Origin of the sequence: Prevotella falsenii DSM 22864 = JCM 15124 (genome assembly GCF_000613945.1) — a bacterium.
GTDB lineage: Bacteria > Bacteroidota > Bacteroidia > Bacteroidales > Bacteroidaceae > Prevotella > Prevotella falsenii.
The window spans coordinates 1-19545 of the sequence record NZ_BAJY01000033.1; the positions used below are offsets into that span (position 1 = coordinate 1).

At 45.8% G+C, this 19545-nt stretch carries 10 protein-coding genes and 1 pseudogene; 1 reads left to right on the forward strand and 10 read right to left on the reverse strand.

Annotated elements, in window-relative coordinates; all coding sequences use genetic code 11:
* Positions 1–533: 533 nt before the first annotated feature.
* Complete coding sequence (locus JCM15124_RS10505; RefSeq protein WP_024999398.1) at positions 534–1301, forward strand: hypothetical protein; 768 nt, start codon at positions 534–536, stop codon at positions 1299–1301.
* A 525-nt stretch (positions 1302–1826) separates the two neighbouring features.
* On the opposite strand, the gene JCM15124_RS10510 is transcribed toward JCM15124_RS10505, so the two are convergent.
* The 10 genes and pseudogenes from JCM15124_RS10510 to JCM15124_RS10555 form a co-directional block, all read right to left on the reverse strand.
* Entirely contained in the window at positions 1827–3677 is a 1851-nt protein-coding gene (locus tag JCM15124_RS10510) for a glycoside hydrolase family 13 protein (RefSeq protein WP_024999399.1), read from the reverse strand.
* A gap of 9 nt (positions 3678–3686) precedes the next feature.
* On the reverse strand, positions 3687–5600 hold the full coding sequence (gene pulA, locus JCM15124_RS10515) for a type I pullulanase (protein ID WP_024999400.1): 1914 nt from the start codon (positions 5598–5600) through the stop codon (positions 3687–3689).
* A gap of 59 nt (positions 5601–5659) precedes the next feature.
* Positions 5660–7837 carry a glycoside hydrolase family 97 protein gene (locus tag JCM15124_RS14145; RefSeq protein ID WP_232220168.1) on the reverse strand — a complete coding sequence of 726 codons (2178 nt, stop codon included), beginning with the start codon at positions 7835–7837 and terminating at the stop codon, positions 5660–5662.
* A gap of 97 nt (positions 7838–7934) precedes the next feature.
* Positions 7935–10627: pseudogene (locus tag JCM15124_RS14150) on the reverse strand (4-alpha-glucanotransferase).
* A 666-nt stretch (positions 10628–11293) separates the two neighbouring features.
* On the reverse strand, positions 11294–12514 hold the full coding sequence (locus tag JCM15124_RS10535) for a BaiN/RdsA family NAD(P)/FAD-dependent oxidoreductase (RefSeq protein ID WP_024999401.1): 1221 nt from the start codon (positions 12512–12514) through the stop codon (positions 11294–11296).
* A 175-nt stretch (positions 12515–12689) separates the two neighbouring features.
* Positions 12690–13571 (reverse strand): carbohydrate kinase family protein, encoded by an 882-nt coding sequence (locus JCM15124_RS10540; protein WP_024999402.1) that lies wholly within the window; start codon positions 13569–13571, stop codon positions 12690–12692.
* 11 nt (positions 13572–13582) lie between these two features.
* Entirely contained in the window at positions 13583–14737 is a 1155-nt protein-coding gene (locus tag JCM15124_RS10545) for an MFS transporter (protein WP_024999403.1), read from the reverse strand.
* 59 nt (positions 14738–14796) lie between these two features.
* Positions 14797–14988 (reverse strand): hypothetical protein, encoded by a 192-nt coding sequence (locus tag JCM15124_RS16000; protein WP_198019140.1) that lies wholly within the window; start codon positions 14986–14988, stop codon positions 14797–14799.
* A 30-nt stretch (positions 14989–15018) separates the two neighbouring features.
* Positions 15019–16917 (reverse strand): glycoside hydrolase family 32 protein, encoded by a 1899-nt coding sequence (locus JCM15124_RS10550; protein WP_024999404.1) that lies wholly within the window; start codon positions 16915–16917, stop codon positions 15019–15021.
* Positions 16918–16943: 26 nt separating this feature from the next.
* Positions 16944–19259 carry a TonB-dependent receptor gene (locus JCM15124_RS10555; RefSeq protein ID WP_024999405.1) on the reverse strand — a complete coding sequence of 772 codons (2316 nt, stop codon included), beginning with the start codon at positions 19257–19259 and terminating at the stop codon, positions 16944–16946.
* Positions 19260–19545: the final 286 nt, after the last annotated feature.

Consider the following 19545-nt stretch of genomic DNA (forward strand, 5'->3'; position numbering starts at 1 on the left):
AAAGTTTGATGCAATGGAAATGCAAGTCCGACAAATTATTTACGTGTAAATAAATATTTTTCTACACGTAAATAATAATTTCTCTACACGTAAATAATAATTTCTCTACACGTAAATAAATATTTCTTTATGTGTAAATAAATTCGCCGATAAACGTTTTTATGCGACTAAAACGCCTCTGTTTCATTTAAATAGCTCTTTTGTGATGAGTCTACACCGATGTGCGACTTTTAGGAAACGGTTTAAACGTAACAGCTTCACAGGGGCTGCTCCCTGCGTGAGGGTAGCACCTGTTCATTCTTCATGTAACGATTGGGTTATGAAACAAGCTTTCAATGAATACGAAAGATAAGTGTTAAATAATTCAAAATAATAGTACGAAAGTTTGCACTCGTCTAAAACATTTTCTACTTTTGCAATTGTAGAAAAACAAATACAACGACTTCGTGAAAGTCAGATGTATTTATTAGAAGAGATTATATATGTGGGGAAATCCCCCAAATAAATATTGTATTACTTAAACATTAAAAATTATGAAAAAATTATTACTCCTTGCTCTCGTAGCATTCTTTGGTGTTAGTGCACAGGCACAAGACAAACCCGACGTCATTACCGAAAAACCGGCCGGTACCGAAACTGTTTACAAACGTGTTAGCGGTAAAATGCTTGCTATTCAAGATAAACAAATAAAAATCTTTGATCTTGCAAAAGTAATGGAGCAAAACCCTGCCGGCGATTTGACAGTTGTAACTGCTGCTGATGGCAAGACTGTTTATTTGAAGTATGTGCTTACTTATGCATCGTATATTAAGGAAGATGCAGCAGGTGGTTGGGTGAAAGGTACCAAGGAAGGAAACACAATCACTATTCCTGCAGGTCAATACATTATGTATGGTGACTTCGAAGATGGCTCATACGGTATCAGAGTAGGTTACATGAATTATACGGGCAAGGGTTTTGACGTAGAGGAAGGTGATATTACATTCACCATTGACGGCAATACAGCTGTACTTAATGGCACAGTTATGAAAGGACAATCTCAAGAAGATCTCGAGTTGAAGATATTAGGCGGTTACTGGAGCGATGAGGAAACTTTCTTCTGCGGCGACGTTGAAACAACATTCTCAACCGACCCTACAGGTATCGAAACTGTAGAAAGAGGTGCTAACAAGCAAGTTGTAGGCGAAACATACTATGATCTCTTTGGTCGCAAGATGTCTAAGGCAGGCAAGGGCGTAGCTATCAAGAGCGTTAAGTTTGCTGACGGCACTACAAAGTCTGTAAAGTACATCGGTAAGTAATTAGCGAGTACATAACAGTAAATAAGAAAAATATAATTAGGGGCAGCTCCTTTATGTGGGGTTGCCCCCTATTTTTGTGTACAATTCCTTGTTGTTTGCCGAGGTTAAAACTGTGGCAAAACGACTTATTGCATAAGCAAGGAGAGAATAAGAAGTGTGCAAACCTTGTTACTATTGTGTCATTCTTTTGCCATAAGTGTATTGTAAACCTATTATTTTGCATTGCAAAACAGCCGCTTTCGCAATGTCAAAACGCAATTGCCGCTTTTTAAAGGAATTATTATTACAAAGTTAAATAGAAAATCGCTCACGGTTTCATTAGCGAACTTGCTTAAGAACATCTGCGAGATTATCGGTTTAACCTGCTTTCCTATGCCGAATTCACATATTTTCTTTTGTTTTATTGGTTGAACTTTCCTTAAAACAAATCTGCGGGATTGGTCTTTAAACAGACTAATCCCGCAGATTTGTTTTTGCGATATTAAGTTCTTTCCGAACAGCAATAATCGAGCGAAAGGTTGTTTGTCAGAACTCCAATATCATTGCTTGGCGTGCACTTAGTGGCACATCGGCTGTGAGCGAAATGGTTTTGCCGGTGGTAACATCGCGTGCAGTGGTGTGGTTGCCAATAATTTCTGCATATCGTTTTACTTCCATTTGGTTGGCAGCGTTGCGCCCATTGATAACGGTCATTACGTTTTTGCCGTTGTGTTGGCGGGCAACGACATAGACGCCGTGCCACGGAATGAACTGAGTTTGCTTGCCGTGAGTGATAACTTCGTTGCCTTGACGCCAGTGGAGTAGGCGTGCAGTCCAGTCGAACATAGCATTCTCTTCGGCAGTGCGTCCCTCACGTGTGAACTTGTTGGCTGTATCGCCGGCGAAACCGCCCGGAAAGTCTTTGCGAACATTACCATCGGAAACTTCTTTTGTGCCGTTCATCAGGATTTCCGTACCGTAATAAAGCTGTGGAATGCGGTTCATTGTCAGCAAAAGGGCGTATGCTTGCTTCAGTGCCAAAGTGTCTTTGCCATTGCCAAGAAAGCGGTCGGTGTCGTGATTTTCTATGAAAGCCATCACGCTCGCAGGGTTTGCGTAGAGATAATCGTAGCACAATCCATTGTAGATACGGTTAAACCCTTTCCACCAATCGTCGGTTTCTTCGTTCTTTGCCATTGAAAGTCGGTCGAAGAAAGCAAAGTCCATAACGGTTTTCAGGTAGCTGTTCTCTTCCGAGAGCTTGCTGTCCTTCTGCCATGCTGCCGTATAGGCAGGCTCGGTTACCCACGTTTCGCCTACGGTGTTGAAGTTAGGATATTCCATATCAATGCGTTTCATCCACGTAGCCATTGCTTTTCGGTCGGCATAAGGGTACGTGTCCATACGAATACCGTCTATTCCGACAGTTTCTATCCACCATATTGAGTTTTGAACGAGGTACTGCATCACGTGCGGATTGCGATGGTTGAGGTCGGGCATCGAACTTACGAACCAGCCGTCTACCGTTTCTGCCATGTCTACCTTGCTGGCGTAAGGGTCGAGCACGGGCGTTAGCTTGTACGAAGTCTGCAGTCCGTAGTTGGGATTGTTGAACCAATCTTTCGACGGAACGTCTTTATTCCACACATGATAGTCGCCGCAATGGTTGAAAATCATATCCATTACCACCTTCATGCCACGCTTATGGCAAGCGTCTATGAGTGCTTTGTAGTCGGCATTCGTACCGAAACGAGGGTCTACGCGGTAGTAATCGGTTGTGGCATAGCCATGATAGGTGCTGAATTTGCCCCCGTCGGCAGGGCGGTCGTTCTCTAAAACGGGCGTAAACCAAAGGGCAGTAACACCTAAGTCGGTGAAATAGTCAAGATGTTGCATAATGCCGGCAATGTCGCCGCCATGCCTGAGACTTGGTTCGTTGCGGCTGCAGAGCCGGTCTTGCATACCTTTTATAATGTCGTTCTTGGGATTGCCGTTCGCAAAGCGGTCGGGCATAAGCATGTAAAGCACATCGGAAATGTCGAAACTCTTGCGTTGTTCGCCGTCCATAGTGCGGTCGAGCAAGGCATACTTCACCGTTGTCTTCTGTTTTCCGAGCTTGAAGTCAATGTTCATAGTGCCTGCCTGCGCACCTTTCAAGTTAAGATAGATGAGCAGATAGTTGGGCGATTCGAGCCTTACGAGCGAGTCGATGCGTGCATTGGGATAGTTTATCGCTACTTCGGCGTTGCCGATATTCTCGCCGTAAACCATAAGTTGCAGCGACGCATCTTTCATTCCTACATACCAGTTTGTAGGTTCGAGCTTCTTTATTTCTATCTTTGCACTGACACTGATGGCTAAAAGACAGAGCGCGAGCAATAAAGTTAATCGTTTCATTTCTATTGCTTAATCGTGTAAAATAAGTGCAGTCTGTGCGTCAATCATAATTTCGCCACCTTCCATTTCGCCGATTCCGGCTTCGTTTATGACACCGTTATTGGCTATGATGGTATATTTTCCTTTCGGAATATTTACGCTTTGAAGGTTTGTACTGCCGTTCAGCACCACGTAAATGTTCTTCCACTTGTCGCCACCTGCATGGTTTTTCAGTCGGAAAGCCACGAGACAATCCTGCGTCGGCAGGAATTCGAGATGCTTGCGTACAAGTTCGGCACTGCCAAGGCGGAAAGCCGGGTGAGCTTTGCGCATCTGAATGAGTCCTTTATAGTAAGCAAAGACTTGCGGATACTTCTTCAGGTTGTTCCAATCGAGGTGGTTTATCTCGTCGGGAGAGTTGAAAGAGTTGTGCACACCTTTCTTATCGCGTAGCATTTCTTCGCCCGAAAGCATGAAAGGAATGCCCTGTGAGGTGAAGACAGCGGTCTGCGCAAGTTGGTTTAAGCGAATAACCTCTTCCATATCATACGCTGCTTCAGGGATAGAAGCCTTCAGTCGGTCTACCAAGCACATGTCGTCGTGGCAGCTAACGTACGAAATCATCTGCGTTGGTTCGCTCGCCCACGGTTCTTTGGTGTAGTTCACCTTTGTGTAATCAACCTGTGGGTGGGCTATCATGCCGGCAATGCCGGCTTTAATGCTTTCCTCAAATCCTGCAATATCTCCGAGAAAAGCCGCTTGCTTATCATCGGAGAACGGACCGCGGAGGGCATCGCGCAGCTCGTCAGAGAAGGCTGCAATGCCCGGCATCTGTTTTATGTTGGCTTTGAGGGCAAGTTTTTCGGTAGGGTAGGCGCAAGTTCCGGCACTCCAACCCTCACCGTAAATAAAGATATTGGGGTCGATTGCCCTAAGTTCCTTGCGGATAAGGTTCATCGTTTCGATGTCGTGTATTCCCATAAGGTCTACCCGGAAGCCGTCAATGTGGTATTCGTTTGCCCAATATTTCATACTTTCGAGCATAAATTGGCGCATCAGTGGCTTTTCAGAAGCGGTTTCGTTGCCACAGCCGGAGCCGTTGCTTGGCTTGCCATCAGCCGTGTAACGGTAGTACGCCATGGGGAAAGTGCGGTCGAAATTGCCACCTTCGATGTCGTAAGTATGGTTGTAAACCACATCAAGAATTACGCGAATGCCCGCCTTGTGCAAGGCTTGCACCATTTGTTTGAATTCAAGAATGCGGCGAGTAGGCTGCTCTGCATCGAACGAATAACTGCCTTCCGGAACGTTATAGTTCAAAGGGTCGTAGCCCCAATTGTATTGTGGGGTTGTCGTATTCGCTTCGTCTATTGATGCAAAGTCGTAAGAAGGCAGAATATGAACGGCATTTATACCCAATTCTTTTAAATGTTTGATGGCTTTTTGCTCGGTCAATGCAAGGAATTTGCCCTTATTTACGAGTCCTGAAGAGGCATCTATCGAGAAATCGCGGTGGTGCATTTCGTAGATAATCAAGTCGGCAGGGTTCTTCAAAGTTAAGCGACGGTCGCTGCTCCAGCCACTCGGGTTGGTCGTTTGCATATCAATAATTGCACCACGCTTGCCGTTTATGCCCACGGCTTTGGCGAAAACGCCCGGTGTTTCGCCCCGTCCGATGTCGAAAGTATAAAACTTTCCCTTCAAATCACCGCTGATGGTAGCCTGCCAAACATTTTCCGATGTTTGCTTCATCTTTACCTTTTTCTCGACTTTGCCGCCCCTCCCGGCTTCGTAGATACGCAGTGTGGGCTTCTTTGGTGCATTCAGTTTGAACGTGGTTTGCCTTGGTGAGTAGCTCACTTCGTTGAAAACGTTCTGTGCTTGTGCTGTCAGTATGGACAGAAAAGTTGCCATTATAGTGATTATGCCGTATTTTAATTTCATATCAGTTATACTTTTACTTTGTTAAGTTTCCTATTTCATTTAATAAAGCAATCCGTTTATTACATCTTTGTTGGTCGTTCAACTCGTTCTTCGCCATTCCAACGTGCCTCTAAAGAGATGGCAAAACCACCACCGGGTGCCATTGTCAGCTTCAAAACATCGTCTTTCTTCACTTTCTTATGGGTAATTTTGTATGCCTTCGGATTGTTCTTGTAGTCCGCGTTCTTAGCATCGGCATAGATAGTGCAGTCGTAAATGTAATCCTTATCGAGGAAATCGAGTTTCAAAACACTCTTGTGTCCGTTCTCATCGCACTTACCTCCGATGTACCAATCGTTTGAATGCTTGTCCTGACGTGCAACGGTGATGTAGTCGGCAGGCTCTGCTTCCAAGTAAATACTTCTGCTCCAATCGCACGGAACATCTTTTATGAATTGGAAAGCATCGTTGAATTTCTTATAGTTCTCGGGTAAATCGGCTGCCATTTGCAGCGGACTGTACATCGTTACATATAGTGCGAGCTGTCCAACGAGCGTGGTACGCACGTAGCTTGTGTTGTCGCTCCAAGTCTTTAGCTGCGTTTCAAGAATGCCGGGAGTATAGTCCATCGGTCCTCCTTGCAAGCGAGTGAAAGGCAAGATAACCGTGTGGTCGGGACGACTGCCGCCAAAAGCCTCGTATTCGGTGCCACGTGCACTTTCGTTGCCCATCATATTAGGATATGTACGGCACAGTCCTGTCGGGCGAACTGCCTCATGTGCGTTCACCATAATACGATGTTTGGCAGCTTCTTTCACTACGTGCATGTAGTGATTGTTCATTGATTGCGAGAAATGGTGGTCGCCTCGTGGAATAATATCGCCCACATAACCTGTCTTTACGGCATCGTAGCCGTGTTTATTCATCAAGTTGAAAGCCGCTTCAAGGTGGCGTTCATAGTTCTGAGTGCTTGAAGAAGTCTCGTGATGCATCATTAACTTAACGCCTTTCTCATGCGCATATTTGTTCAGATAGTCGATGTCGAAGTCCGGGTAAGGCGTTACGAAGTCGAAAACGTAGTCCTTTGAGTGTCCGTACCAGTCTTCCCAACCTATGTTCCAGCCCTCGACAAGCACTTGGTCGATACCATTTTCAGCTGCAAAGTCGATGTATTTCTTTACATTCTCGGTTGTTGCGCCGTGTCTGCCGTTTGGTTTGGCCTTGCTGTAATCGGTCTTTCCGAGCTGAACAGATGGGAATTCGTCCGTGTAATTCCAGCTGTTCTTGCCCACAATCATCTCCCACCACACGCCAACATACTTGGTTGGGTGAATCCAACTTGTATCTTCAATCTTGCAAGGTTCGTTCAAATTGAGTATCAAGTTGCTCGAAAGCATGTCGCGAGCGTCGTCGCTGACGAGTATTGTGCGCCAAGGCGTTTCGCAAGGAGTCTGCATATAGCCCTTCATACCTGTGGCATCGGGTGTCAGCCAGCTCTCGAACACCATGTTTTTATCGTCCAAATTCAAGTGCATTGTGGGGTAATTGACACACGCTGCTTCATGAAGATTGATGTAAAGACCATCGTTCGACTTCATCTGCAAAGATGTTTGCACGCCGGTTTCAGAGAATACAGCCACCGTAGAGTTATCCCAGTTCACGGCGTCGCGGAACCGACTGCGTATTTCCGACAGTTTGCTCTCCTGTGTTTCCTGCTCCTGTGTATCGTAATCGCCCGGAAGCCACCACGCTTTGTGGTCGCCTGCCATTGCAAACTGTGTATGTTCTTCTTTGATAACGAAATAATTGAGTTCCTTTTGCTGCGGAAATTCGTAGCGGAACCCCACGCCATCGTCGTAAATACGGAAGCGAACCATTATTTTGCGGCCGGTTTTAGGTTGCAGCAAGTGTACCAACAACTCGTTATAATGGTTGCGTATCTCAGAGGTTTCGCCCCAAACAGGTTTCCAAGTTTCGTCGAACGAAGTTTTCTGCGTTTCTGTTATCTCGAAACCGTCCATCAAACCGGTTTCTTCCATACCCTTGCTTGCGTGTTTGCTCTTTGCCAATTCCAAACCAAGAAACGACTTTCTAATCACGTCCTTCTTGCCATACTGCACCGTATAGCAAGGTCTGCCGTTGTCGATACCAAACCCTACAACTACTTTACCGTTCGGCGAAGCTGCCGTTTCCCACTTTTCGCTGTTGCCTTCTACGTTCTTGTGCCATTGCCATAACGGAACAAAACAGCAATACAATCAATACCTTAAATTTATTCATACCTGCTTTTTTATTATCCTTATAAATACGAGCAGTGGGACGCAGTAAAAATACGTCCCATTGCCCTATTCTTTTTTATCTTCCTGACCTAACAATCAGTTCTGTTATATTCTTGTTGAAATCCTCGTTCTTCATCAATTGTTCTATGCTGACGTGCATTCGGTATCGCCAATAGTGTTTCGGATTGGCAGGAATGTTTATGCGTTCGGCATCGGCATCAGCCAATCGGAGGCGTTCGTCCATACTCATCCAGTCTTGAATACTGAGGATACACAGCATACTTGGCGATGTTAAGTGTCGCTCTACAATGTCTTTTGCCAACCAACCCGGCATCGGATGCGGGGCAGGACCGCCTTGGTGCAACATCGTATTGTAGTATTCCTGTGCTCTGTTCCAGTCTTCGTCCCACCATTGACGCAGTGTTGCCATATCGTGGGTAGAGATAGTGCTTACACTGCGGTAAGGATTGGCACCCAAATGTCCGAATTTCACCTTCGGGTCTTTCGGCATCGACTGTATTTCGAGGCTCAATATGCGTAGCTCGTCCATAACCCAAGCCACGCAATCGGGCACCATTCCCAAGTCTTCGGCGCACACAAGCATACGTGTTGCGTTTACCAACTTCGGCAATTTCTTCATTGCTTCCTGATACCAATACTGGTTGTTGCGGCGATAGAAGTAATCGTTGTAAAGCGTGTTGAACGCCTGCTTGTCGCAATCGTACAGACTTTCATAGATGAAATCCAGCTGTACGCTGATGCGCGGGTGGAATTTGTTCGGGTCTTTATGGTCGCGAACGAAGAGCACATCGCTGATTAAGGCATACAAACCATCGCGAATCCAAATGTCCTTATCGGTTTCCATTCCCTTAAAAGCAGCTTCCACCTTGCGTTGTGTGTCGAATTCCGGGCGCATTTTGTAGCGGTTTCCCCATGTCTTTTCTATATATTTATCGCGCACCTCGTTGGCGTGTTCGCGGAAAATGCGGTCTATTACCCAGTCGGTAATGAACGGTTGGGTGAACAGTTCTTCCTGCCAACGCAGTCCGTAGCCCTCCACTTCTTCGCGTGTCATGCCCAACGATGGTGCAAACTGACCCAACAAACCGTGTACAGCGTGTACGGGGATTTCCCAAATGCGGAAAAAACCCAGCACGTGGTCGATGCGGTAAGCGTCGAAATAGTGTGCCATATTTTGGAAACGGCGCACCCACCATTGGCAGCCATCGGCTACCATGCGTCCCAATTGTAGGTGGGGAAGCCCCAGTTTTGCCCGTTTACCGAGAAGCTATCGGGTGGAGCACCTGCCTGACCGTTAAGATTGAAGTAGCGTGGTTCTGTCCACACATCGCAACCGTTGCGGTTTACACCGATAGGAATGTCGCCTTTCAGTATCACACGCTTTGTCGTGGCATATTCGTGGACGGCTTTCAATTGGGTGCTCAATATGAATTGCACGTAGTAATAAAGCTCCACTTCCTTGTAAGCCTTGTTGTTTTTCGTTGAAAGTGCCTTTCTGTCGGCTTCGTCCCACTGCTTGTGGTCGTCCCATTGTGAGAAGTCGGCAGTGCCATACTTCTCGCGCAGCATGCTGTATTGTGCGTAAGGAACCAGCCAACTCTCGTTGTCGGCAAAGAATTGCTTGAACTCTTTGCTGTCGATAGCAGCCTTTCCTTCTTGCTCGTATATAAGTTTCAGATATTCTCTCTTTAGTTCATTCACACGCTCGTAATCCATTTGCGGAAGCGCATTCAGCTGTCGGCGTTCTTTTTCGAAGCGTTCTCTCTGTGCTTTATCTTTCAAAGCAGGCAGCGCGTTCAGGTCTGCATACTGAGGATGCAAGGCGAAAATGGAGATACAGCTGTATGGATAAGAGTCCGTCCACGTGTGTGTGGTGGTGGTATCGTTGATGGGCAGTATTTGCAAAACCTTTTGTTGAGTCAGGCTTACCCAGTCTACCATCTTCTTTAAGTCGCCAAAGTCGCCCACGCCGAAGCTGCTGTCGGAACGCAGTGAGAACAATGGCACAAGCGTACCCGCTACACGTGTGGGCGGCAGTGTAAAGTTGGCTTCGTTAAGCTCGTATATCAATGCGTCGCCTTCTTCCATTGCAGGTAGCTCAATGGTGCGGTTGTTGCAGTTTTCCCACATCGGAGAGTATTCCTTATTGGCGTTTACAATGGCAAACTTAAACTCTAAATTGTTGCTTGCCAACCGGCTTGCGTCGAGACAGGCTGCCCATTCGTTTATGGCAACTTGCGTCATCTTCACCGCTTTCTTTTCTTTCCACGAGCCCATTAGTGGGTCTGCACCAATCAGGCACAGCTTGTCGCCTACGCCGAGTTGCGGAGCGCGTACCTTCAGGCATACGAATTTGCTGAACTTTTCCAACTTCAAGTTCTCTATTTTCGCACCTACTACGCAGTCGGTAACTGCTGAAGAGTAGAGAAAAGCGTTATCCGGAATTTCGCGCCAATGGTCGAATATTCTGTAATTCAACGCTTGCGACGAGTTGAACATCACGCGATGGGGCGCAACGCTCCAGCCACGGCGTTCCTCGTGGTCGCCAACGTGGACACTATAAAAATAGTCTACCACCGTGCCCGGCTTTATATCTCTGTTTATTTCTACTGTCCAGAGAAAGCCGTCGCGTGTGTGCATTCTGTATTGACACACCGAATTGTCTCCCGACTCCTTGCCGTTTACGATATTCAGGACAAGTTCTTGTCCGTAATATGTTTTATATTCTATGCTAAATTGTAAATTCATAATAGCTGTTAGTTATTTTGGCTCAAAGGTAACAATAATAAAACGAAATTGCAAAACCTTTTTGCACGTTTTCAAAATAACAGTATGCAAACGTTTGCAAAGATGCCGGCAGACGCTCTCTCAAGCGGTGTAACGCTGTTAGCAATGAGATGTTTACACACCCTGCTGTGGCTGTTGCACATTTGGAAGTTGCGGTTTGCAACGCGCTTGAAGTGTTAATAAAGATTGATAAATGTTTACGAAAATCGTCATAAACAGCCAAATAGCGGGCTTTTTCAGTACAAATATTTTTCTTTCTCCAAAAAACGCCGTTATTCGTGTGCAAGTTTAATGTGTTGATAATCAGAGTTGTAAGTGCTTAAAGTGTAAAAACGTGCAATTGGGAGGGCGTTGAAACTTCGCATTTAGATCACTAAATCGAACCAATCCACCATATTTTGCGTGGTAAAACCTATGGTATTGCAATGCAAAAGCGGCGGTTTTGCAAGGTAAAACCGCCGCTTTTACTCGGCAAAACCTATTGTTTTGCTTTGCGGTGGCAAAACGAAGGGTTTTCAAGAGCGTTTTTTCTATTTTTTAGCACCATTTATCTTGCATTTTCAAAATTAACGTTTGTCGCTGTAATTGCATTGTTTTTAACTTTCGTTTGCGGAGTTGTGCGCCCTTTTATACACTTGCATCTTGCCCTGCCACATAGCCGGTTGTCCATGCTGCCTGCAAGTTGAAACCGCCCGTAATGGCATCTATGTCGAGCACTTCGCCTGCAAAGAAGAGCCCTTTACACACTTTGCTTTCCAGCGTATTGGGGTTTATGCTCTTCAAGCTGATACCGCCGCACGTTACAAACTCATCGCGAAAGCTGCCTTTCCCCGAAATTTGGTGCACGTCGTTCGTAAGTGTTTCCACGAGTTTGTGCAACGCTTTCTTTCCCAATTCGCCCCAACGTTTCTCTTTGTCTATGTCGGAACGATGGAGCAGATACTCCCAAAGGCGGGTAGGTAGGTTGTATGGGCGAATGTTTGCCATTTGCTTTTTAGGATTTTCGGTTGCTATGGCTACGAGATTTTGCTCTACGAGTTGCGTGTTCGTTTCGTAAACCCAGTTCACAGCCACTGCCGATTGGTAGTTGTTTTCTGCCAAATGGCGTGCTGCATACGACGATAATTTCAGCGTGGCAGGTCCGCTCATGCCCCAATGGGTAACGAGCAGTGCACCGCTGCTGCGGAACTTGGTTGCCGGAATAGACAACAGAACAGGTTCTACCACCGTTCCCATCTGGTTGCAGAATGCTTTTTCGGAAATGTTGAACGTGAAAAGCGATGGCACAGGCGTTTCTATCTTGTGCCCTAAGTCTGACAAATACTGCAAACCGTTGGCACGAGGAGAGCCTCCCGTAGTAATAATAACCTTGTCGAACGTGCGCAAAGGTTTATCTTTGAAGTGCACTTCTATTTTGCCCTGCGCTTGTTTTACTATCCCTACGAGTGCATGGTGCAGGCAGACGGTAACGCCGAGCCTTTGTGCAGTCTGCGTTAAACAGTCGATAACGGTCTGCGAATTTTGCGAGAGGGGGAAGATGCAGTTGTCGTCTTGCGTAACCAACCGAACGCCATGCGCCTCGAACCATTGGTAGGCATCGTTGTAATCGAACCTTTTAAAGAGTCGTTTCAGCAGTTTGTCGCCCCGTGGATACGCCTGCTTCAGGTCGGTTATGTCGGCAAACGAGTTGGTAAGGTTGCAGCGTCCGCCCCCCGATACGCCTACTTTTGCCAATACACGACCTGCTTTTTCAAACACGGTAACAGCGGCATCGGGCTGTGCGGACTTTGCCGAAATGGCAGCGAAAAAGCCTGCTGCGCCCCCTCCTATAATCGCAATGTTTTGCATTTTCTTTAATTTGTAATTACTTATACGGTGGCAACAAAGTTACGATAATTGCCCCAAGCGCACAAACGATAGTGCACAAAAAGACAGTTGGATATATAAAAAGCAAGGCGCAATTTGTTGTTTCGCATTACGATAACAACAATTGCGCCTTTTTATGAAAAGAAGGAGAGGGGTTTTATTTCGCCTTTTCTATCAGTTCTTTCGGCAGAATGGGCATTGCGCCATTTTGTGTACAAACGTATGCACTTGCTTCGACCGCTAACTTGTGTGCTTCGGGAATACATTTGCCTGCAAGAATGGCTGCAGCAAACGTGCCCGTGAACGAGTCGCCCGCTCCAACAGTGTCGGCAACATCTACCTTCGGCGTTTCTTGGAACGATATAACATTGGGTGCAAACACGTAGGAGCCGTTTACACCGCACGTCAGCACGAGCATATCAAGGTTGTATTTGCCAATGAGCAACCAGCATTTGTTTTCCATATCCAAGCCCGGATAACCGAAAATACGACCTATGGAAACCAGTTCTTCGTCGTTAATCTTCAAGATGTTGCATTGTTTGAGCGAGTTGCGGATAATGGTTTCGTTATAAAAGTTCTGTCGAAGATTAATATCGAAAATCTTCAAACAGTCGTTTGGCGTGGCATCGAGAAACTGCTGAATGGTGTTTCGGCTTACGCTGCTACGCTGTGCAAGCGAACCGAAACAAACGGCACGGCAGTTTTTTGCCACATTTTCTATTTCCGGAGTGAACGGAATGTTGTCCCAAGCCACACCTTCCTTTATTTCGTAAGTGGGAATACCGGACTCGTCGAGGGTTACTTGTACCGTTCCGGTGGGGTAATCTACCACAGGCATCAGGTAGTTTACGTGTTTCTCGTCGAACTCTGCCAATGTTTCTTCGCCCAGCTTGTCGTTTCCGATGGCACTGATAGCAATGGAATTGTGCCCGAATTGTCCTGCGTGGAAAGCGAAGTTTGCGGGTGCTCCGCCAATCTTTTTACCTTCGGGGAGGCAGTCCCAAAGTGCCTCGCCCAAACCAACGATATATTGTTTCATAATTGTGATGTTTATTTTATTTTAGGAATGTATGTGAAAAGGTAAAGCACGCCTATTGCCATGATGAGCACGGCACCTGCTTGTCCCATGTTGTCGCTTGCAAAACCCATAAGCAAAGGGAAAATAGTGCCACCGAAGAGTCCCATAATCATGAGTCCGCTCACTTCGTTTTGCTTTTCGGGCACACTCTCCAAGGCGCGTGCCAACACCATTGAGAAGATGTTGCTGTTGCCGTAACCGACAAGTGCAATGGCTGTGTATAGAACGGCTTTGCTATCTCCGATGTACAGTCCGCACATACTCAATGCCATAAGAACGACGGAGATGATGAAGAAATGTTTCATCTTCATTGTGCGAAGGAAGAACGAACCGGTAAGGCAACCGATGGTACGGAAGATGAAATACAGCGATGTGGCAAAGGCGGCCTCGTTCAGTGTCATGCCCAAACGTTCCATCAGGATTTTCGGTGCGGTGGCATTGGTGCCCACATCGATGCCGACATGGCACATAATGCCAAAGAAACTGAACAGCACGACGGGTTTGCCTAACAGCCGAATGCAGTCTAAGAAACTACCGGCTTTGCCTTCCATCTTCTCTTCTTCGATGGGTGTAGACGCAAGGAAGAGCGAGGCTAACACACCTATAATCATGTAAATGGGGAAGAGAACGCGCCAGCCGAGCCCGAAAGAAGGTATGGTTGCCATTGCGCCCCACATGGCAATGTAAGGAGCAAGAAACGAAGCGATGGCTTTAATGAATTGTCCGAAAGTAAAGGTGGACGCCATGTTGCCTCCTTTTACCACGGTCATTACCAGCGGATTGATAGACGTCTGCATCAGTGCATTGCCTATTCCGAGCAGCGAGAACGATACCAGCATGAGTTCGTAAGATTGCCCGAAGATAGGCAGAAGCAATGAAAAGACGGTTATGATGAGGCTTAACAGCACGGTTTTCTTGCGCCCAATCTTGTTCATCAGCATTCCTGTGGGTACAGAAAAGATTAAGAACCAGAAGAAAACGAGCGACGGAAACACGTTTGCCGTTGCGTCGGTGAGGTTTAAGTCTGCTTTAACGTAGTTGGAAGCGATGCCTACCAAGTCTACGAAACCCATCGCGAAGAAGCAGAACATGATGGGAATGAGCTTTAAAGTCTTGGAATTGTTCATAGTTCAATAGCCTTTTTTTATTGACGTAAGTTCGACGAAAATCCGCTTCTAAACAACTGTCAAAGTCGTAACGGAGTTACGGCAATCATCGCAACGGAGTTACGGCAGTTGTCGTAACGGAGTTGCGACAATCGTAGTAACGGAGTTACGACAAACGTCGTTGCGGAGTATCGGTATTCATGGCTGTTTTCCGATGCCATGAATGCCGATGTTTTGATGTTTGAAGCACGATAAATCATACGTTGAAACATTCGTAAAACTCACGTTCTTTTATAGATTTATTATAGTGAAAGTTCGCTTAGCTTTATGTTGCGGAAACTTGACGATGCCCCCTTGTTGTAGAACTTAACCGATGTGTAAGGCGTTGTTGGGAACACAAGGTTGGTCATGGCAATGCGACCGCCATCGACAAATATTTCAACCGAACACTTATCCACGAATATATCAACGTGGTAGGTCTTGCCTTCGCAGAGGCTTAGCGGTGCCCACGTGCCAAGTGCGAAGTCGTTTTTATAGTTGATGGAATTGAATACACGGAACGGTGTGTTGCCAACTCCTTGGTGCACGTCGGCATAGTTCTTCTCTATGTCGTGGGGAACGGCGAGCTTTCCAAACTCGATGAGTCCGCTTTCGGTGCGGTCCATAACGAGTTTTTTCTCTTTCATATCGAAGTAGATGTTTACCTTTTCGCCTTTTGCGTTGTAGAGTTCGATGCCTGTTGTTGCCATTGAACCGGGCGTTACGTCCATCTCAAGTTCGAAGGCGTTCTCCTTACTCTTGATGATGTTCTTCTTGTCGGCAACGGCTTTGATGTCCATTGCAGGCAGTGTTATCGTATTTTTGCGCAATGCCTTGACTTCCGGAGCAACGTTGTTCGACACATACAGCTTGCCGTCTGCGCCCGTGTAGAGCTTCAGTTCGCGTGGCAAAGTGTTGGCACCGCGATATTGCTTGATAGGTGTAACGTTGGCATACTGCCAGTTGCTCATCCATGCAATGGAGAGAACGCGGTCTTCAACACCCGAGAAACAAACGGTGGCATAGTTGTCCTTGCCGTAATCCAAGAAGTTGTATTCGTTTGGAGGCGTATCGCATTTGAAGTTCTTTCCGTCGAAATCGCCCACGAAATACTCGGTGGCTGAACCGCCAAACAAGCAGCCGGGGTTGATGTTTACCAACATAACGTACTTCATTTTGTTCTTGTCGCCATCGACAGGAAGCTGAACAAAGTCAGGACATTCAAACTGGTTAGGCTGCATTCCGTAACCTTTTCCGAAGGCACTGACGTAGTCCCACTTCTTTAAATTGGAAGATTTGTAGAAGCGCATCTCCTTGTCGGCTGATATAATCATATACCATTTCTTTGCCGGTTCGTACCAAAAGACCTTCGGGTCGCGGAAGTCTTTCAGTCCATCGAATGGTGTTAATACAGGATTGTGCTCGTATTTGGTGTACGTATAACCCTTGTCCGTGCTGTAAGCCATACACTCTATTTGTCCGTTTTTATCGCTTGCCGAAGTGTAGAGTGCTATGATGGCATTCTTTCCGTAGCCTGCCGTGTTGTTCTTGTCTATTACGGCACTTCCCGAGAAAATATGTCCTAAGGTATCGCGGGCAATTGATGGCTTTTCTTCTTTCCAATGAATGAGGTCGGTACTGGTAGCGTGTCCCCAGTGCATGTTGCCCCATTTAGAGCCGTAGGGGTTGTATTGATAGCAAAGATGATAGACACCGTCCATATAGAACATGCCGTTGGGGTCGTTCATCCACCCGTATGAAGGCGTGTGGTGGTAAGACGGACGATAGAAATCGGTATTTGCCGTGTTCCATTCGTTCGACAGTTTCAGCATGCCGGGCTTGTAACAGAGAGCGTCGTGTTTGAGATTGAGAATTTTTACCGTTGCTCTTGCACCGTTGCCCAACTCGAATGGAACGTAATAATCAATCTTGTTTTGTGCCAATCGCACGTCCATCCATGTGTCGGCAGGGGTTGAAGTGTCGAGCAGAACATGCGCTTCGTCTTTATCTTCCTCTACCGGGAGGAGCAGATACTTCGTTGGATTGGTAATGTTCAGTATGGTTGTGTCGCCCTTTTGCGACATCTGTATTGTCTGGGCTTTCACCGATGTGGCTGCTAAAGTGATAGCAGCGCACATTATATATTTATTGATACGTTTCATAATTTAAAGTTTAAGTTGTTGGTTGTTTAGAATTTGAGCGATGCAGAGAACTCCACTGTGAATGGGCGGAGGTAGCTGCCCGTCATCAATACGTTGGAAATGTCCTTTGCATCTTCCTTTGTTATCAGCTCGGCACCGGCAATACTGCCCTTTGCACCTGTCTGGTTGAGGAAGTTTACAACTGTGCAACCCAAATCCAACTTGTTGTTTACGCGCCAGTTTAAACCGCCGAAGGTTTCCCAGTGTCCGTTGAAGTAGTAGGCGTCGTTGATGTTTGCGTAAGTCTTGCTGAAGTAACGGAAGCTCGCCCAAAGCTTTAAATCCTTTGTAAGCATGTAGCTTGGGTCAAACTCGATAAGTACTTTTGGGATTTCGGCAACAATGTTTCCCGTTGCATTAATCTTGCCCACGTATCCATCAGAGAACGTTATAGAAGTTTCATACTTCTTGTAAGTTGGTTCCTGATAGGTGAAAAGGAAGTGTATATCCAAACCTTTCAATGGACGAGCTATGAGGTCTGTAGTCCAGCCCCATGTTTTTATGTCGTATGTAAGTGGTGCTGCCATAATTTCGCTGCCATGTTGCAGGTTCAGCGTAGAGTTGTTGTTGGTCTTTGAAATATAAGAGAACAACGAAGTCAAGGTCAGCCATGAATTGTTATAATAGAAACCTGCTCTTCCCAATGGTACTGAAACCTTATCGGTGTTTGGCAGTGTTGCCGGCGAGAACGCCTCGAAACGGAGGTGTTGAACAATATAGGTGAAGTCGCCCGTGAGTCCGAAATTATTGTTTAACTTATAGGTTGCTGCAGCCGATACGTCATAGTTGAACCAATTATAGTCTAACGAAGTCGGTGTAATCTTTGTGCCGTCAGGTGCAGTAGCACCAATGTAATAGTCGGCAAACCTGCCTACGTAGTCGCCCGCTGCATTCTTCACGGCTGCATTTTTACCATTAAGTTTCTGGTTTTCTACTCTAAATCCATAGTAAAGGTTAAGTTTCGGCGTTACGTCCCAATCGTGTATCATGTATAAAGCCAATTTGTTTTCGTGTCCACGATAAAACTCTGAAGCGTTTTTATTGAAATCGTAGAAGTAGGTTGAGTGCTTGTTGGTGTCATAAAGTCTGACCGGATAGCTTCCGTCAGATGGTACGCTCTGGTCGTACATAGATGTGTTTGAGCGGTAATCGATGTGGTAGTACCATTCGTTGATACCTAAACGCAAGGTAGAAGTAGTAAACTTTTGTTGTAATTCTGATGTTAAAAGAAATTCGTTAATGTCTCCTGAATTCAAACATGACATACGCGATTGGACGTATTCGCCGGTATAAGGTGTCGTTCCTCCGTTTATAGAGGGCATTACATATTGGTAGGCAGGGTTATCCTTTACTTTTGTGAGCGACATAGGGGTTTGATAAACCAATGCTCCGCGTGCATGGTCGTATCGTGCAGCAATTTTCCAGCTTAGTCCGTTATCCCAATTGTAGTTGTTCATCAAAGAAAACTCGCTCGAACGGTTTTTTGTGGCATCGTACATAGTGGTTTGTTTCAACTCGCCGGTATTCATATCACGATATGTAATATTGGCATCGGTAGGCAAATAAGATGTTGTACCCAGTTTGAATTTGCCATATTCCTTTACGCTACCATCGCCAACATATATGAAAGGTGCCGACTGCGTGGCGTAGTTGTACACGGGGTGAGAGTTAGCGTAGTGGTACATCGCCGTAAATTCGCCTCGGTTGTTATGGTAACGTTTGGTAATGGCAGCCTTGTAAATTTGTGTACGGTCCTGCAACTGGCTCGATTTTACTTTAAAAGTGCCCGGGTCGAAATCCTGATACATACTTGTGCTGTAGAACCAATTATTGCCGAAGCCGCCATTGGCATTCAATGAGAACTCCTGCAAGCCGAAATGGTTGGTCTTATAGTTGAGTGTACCGTGAAATCCCTCCTCGCCAAGTTTGGTAAATGAGTTCACTGCATAACCGATATTACCTGTTGTGAGAGCTGTTTCCGATATTTTCAGAAGTCCGACGTGCCCCAAACTTGCATCGGAACGCCAATTAGAGTTTACGCTATGCGGATTGGTTGAATAGGTAACGAGTAGTCCGTTCTCAAGAACATTTACGTCTGACATAGGAAGTCCAATCTGTATTTCGCGTGGCCCGTTTGCACTTGCGGCATTGAGCATTACGTTTCGATTGCCTTCTTCTTTCGATTTGTCTTTACTTTGTTTTTCGTTTTCCACTTGAGCAATAGCTCCTGTAAAAAAGAATGCTAAAGCAATAACAGTTGTTATTGTCCTTAGTTTAGTTGATAAGTTGGTAATCATATTCATTATGGATTTTAATGTTGTCCGTTAGTTTTGAACTTGTTGCAAAGTAAGCGCATATTTGTAAAAGGCAATATAAAAAATGTTGCATAGAGTAGTAAAATAGTCTTAATGCAACAAATGTGTGTGAAGTTGAAAGATTATTGCTCGTGTTGCACTGTAAAAACCACAAAGTTGCAGCATTGACAGATTGAGAACAAAGACAGACGATGATGAAATTATGTTGCATTTTCTTTGTTTATAATTCTTATTAATACGCAAAATCTTGTATCTTTGCAGATATATCGTCTTG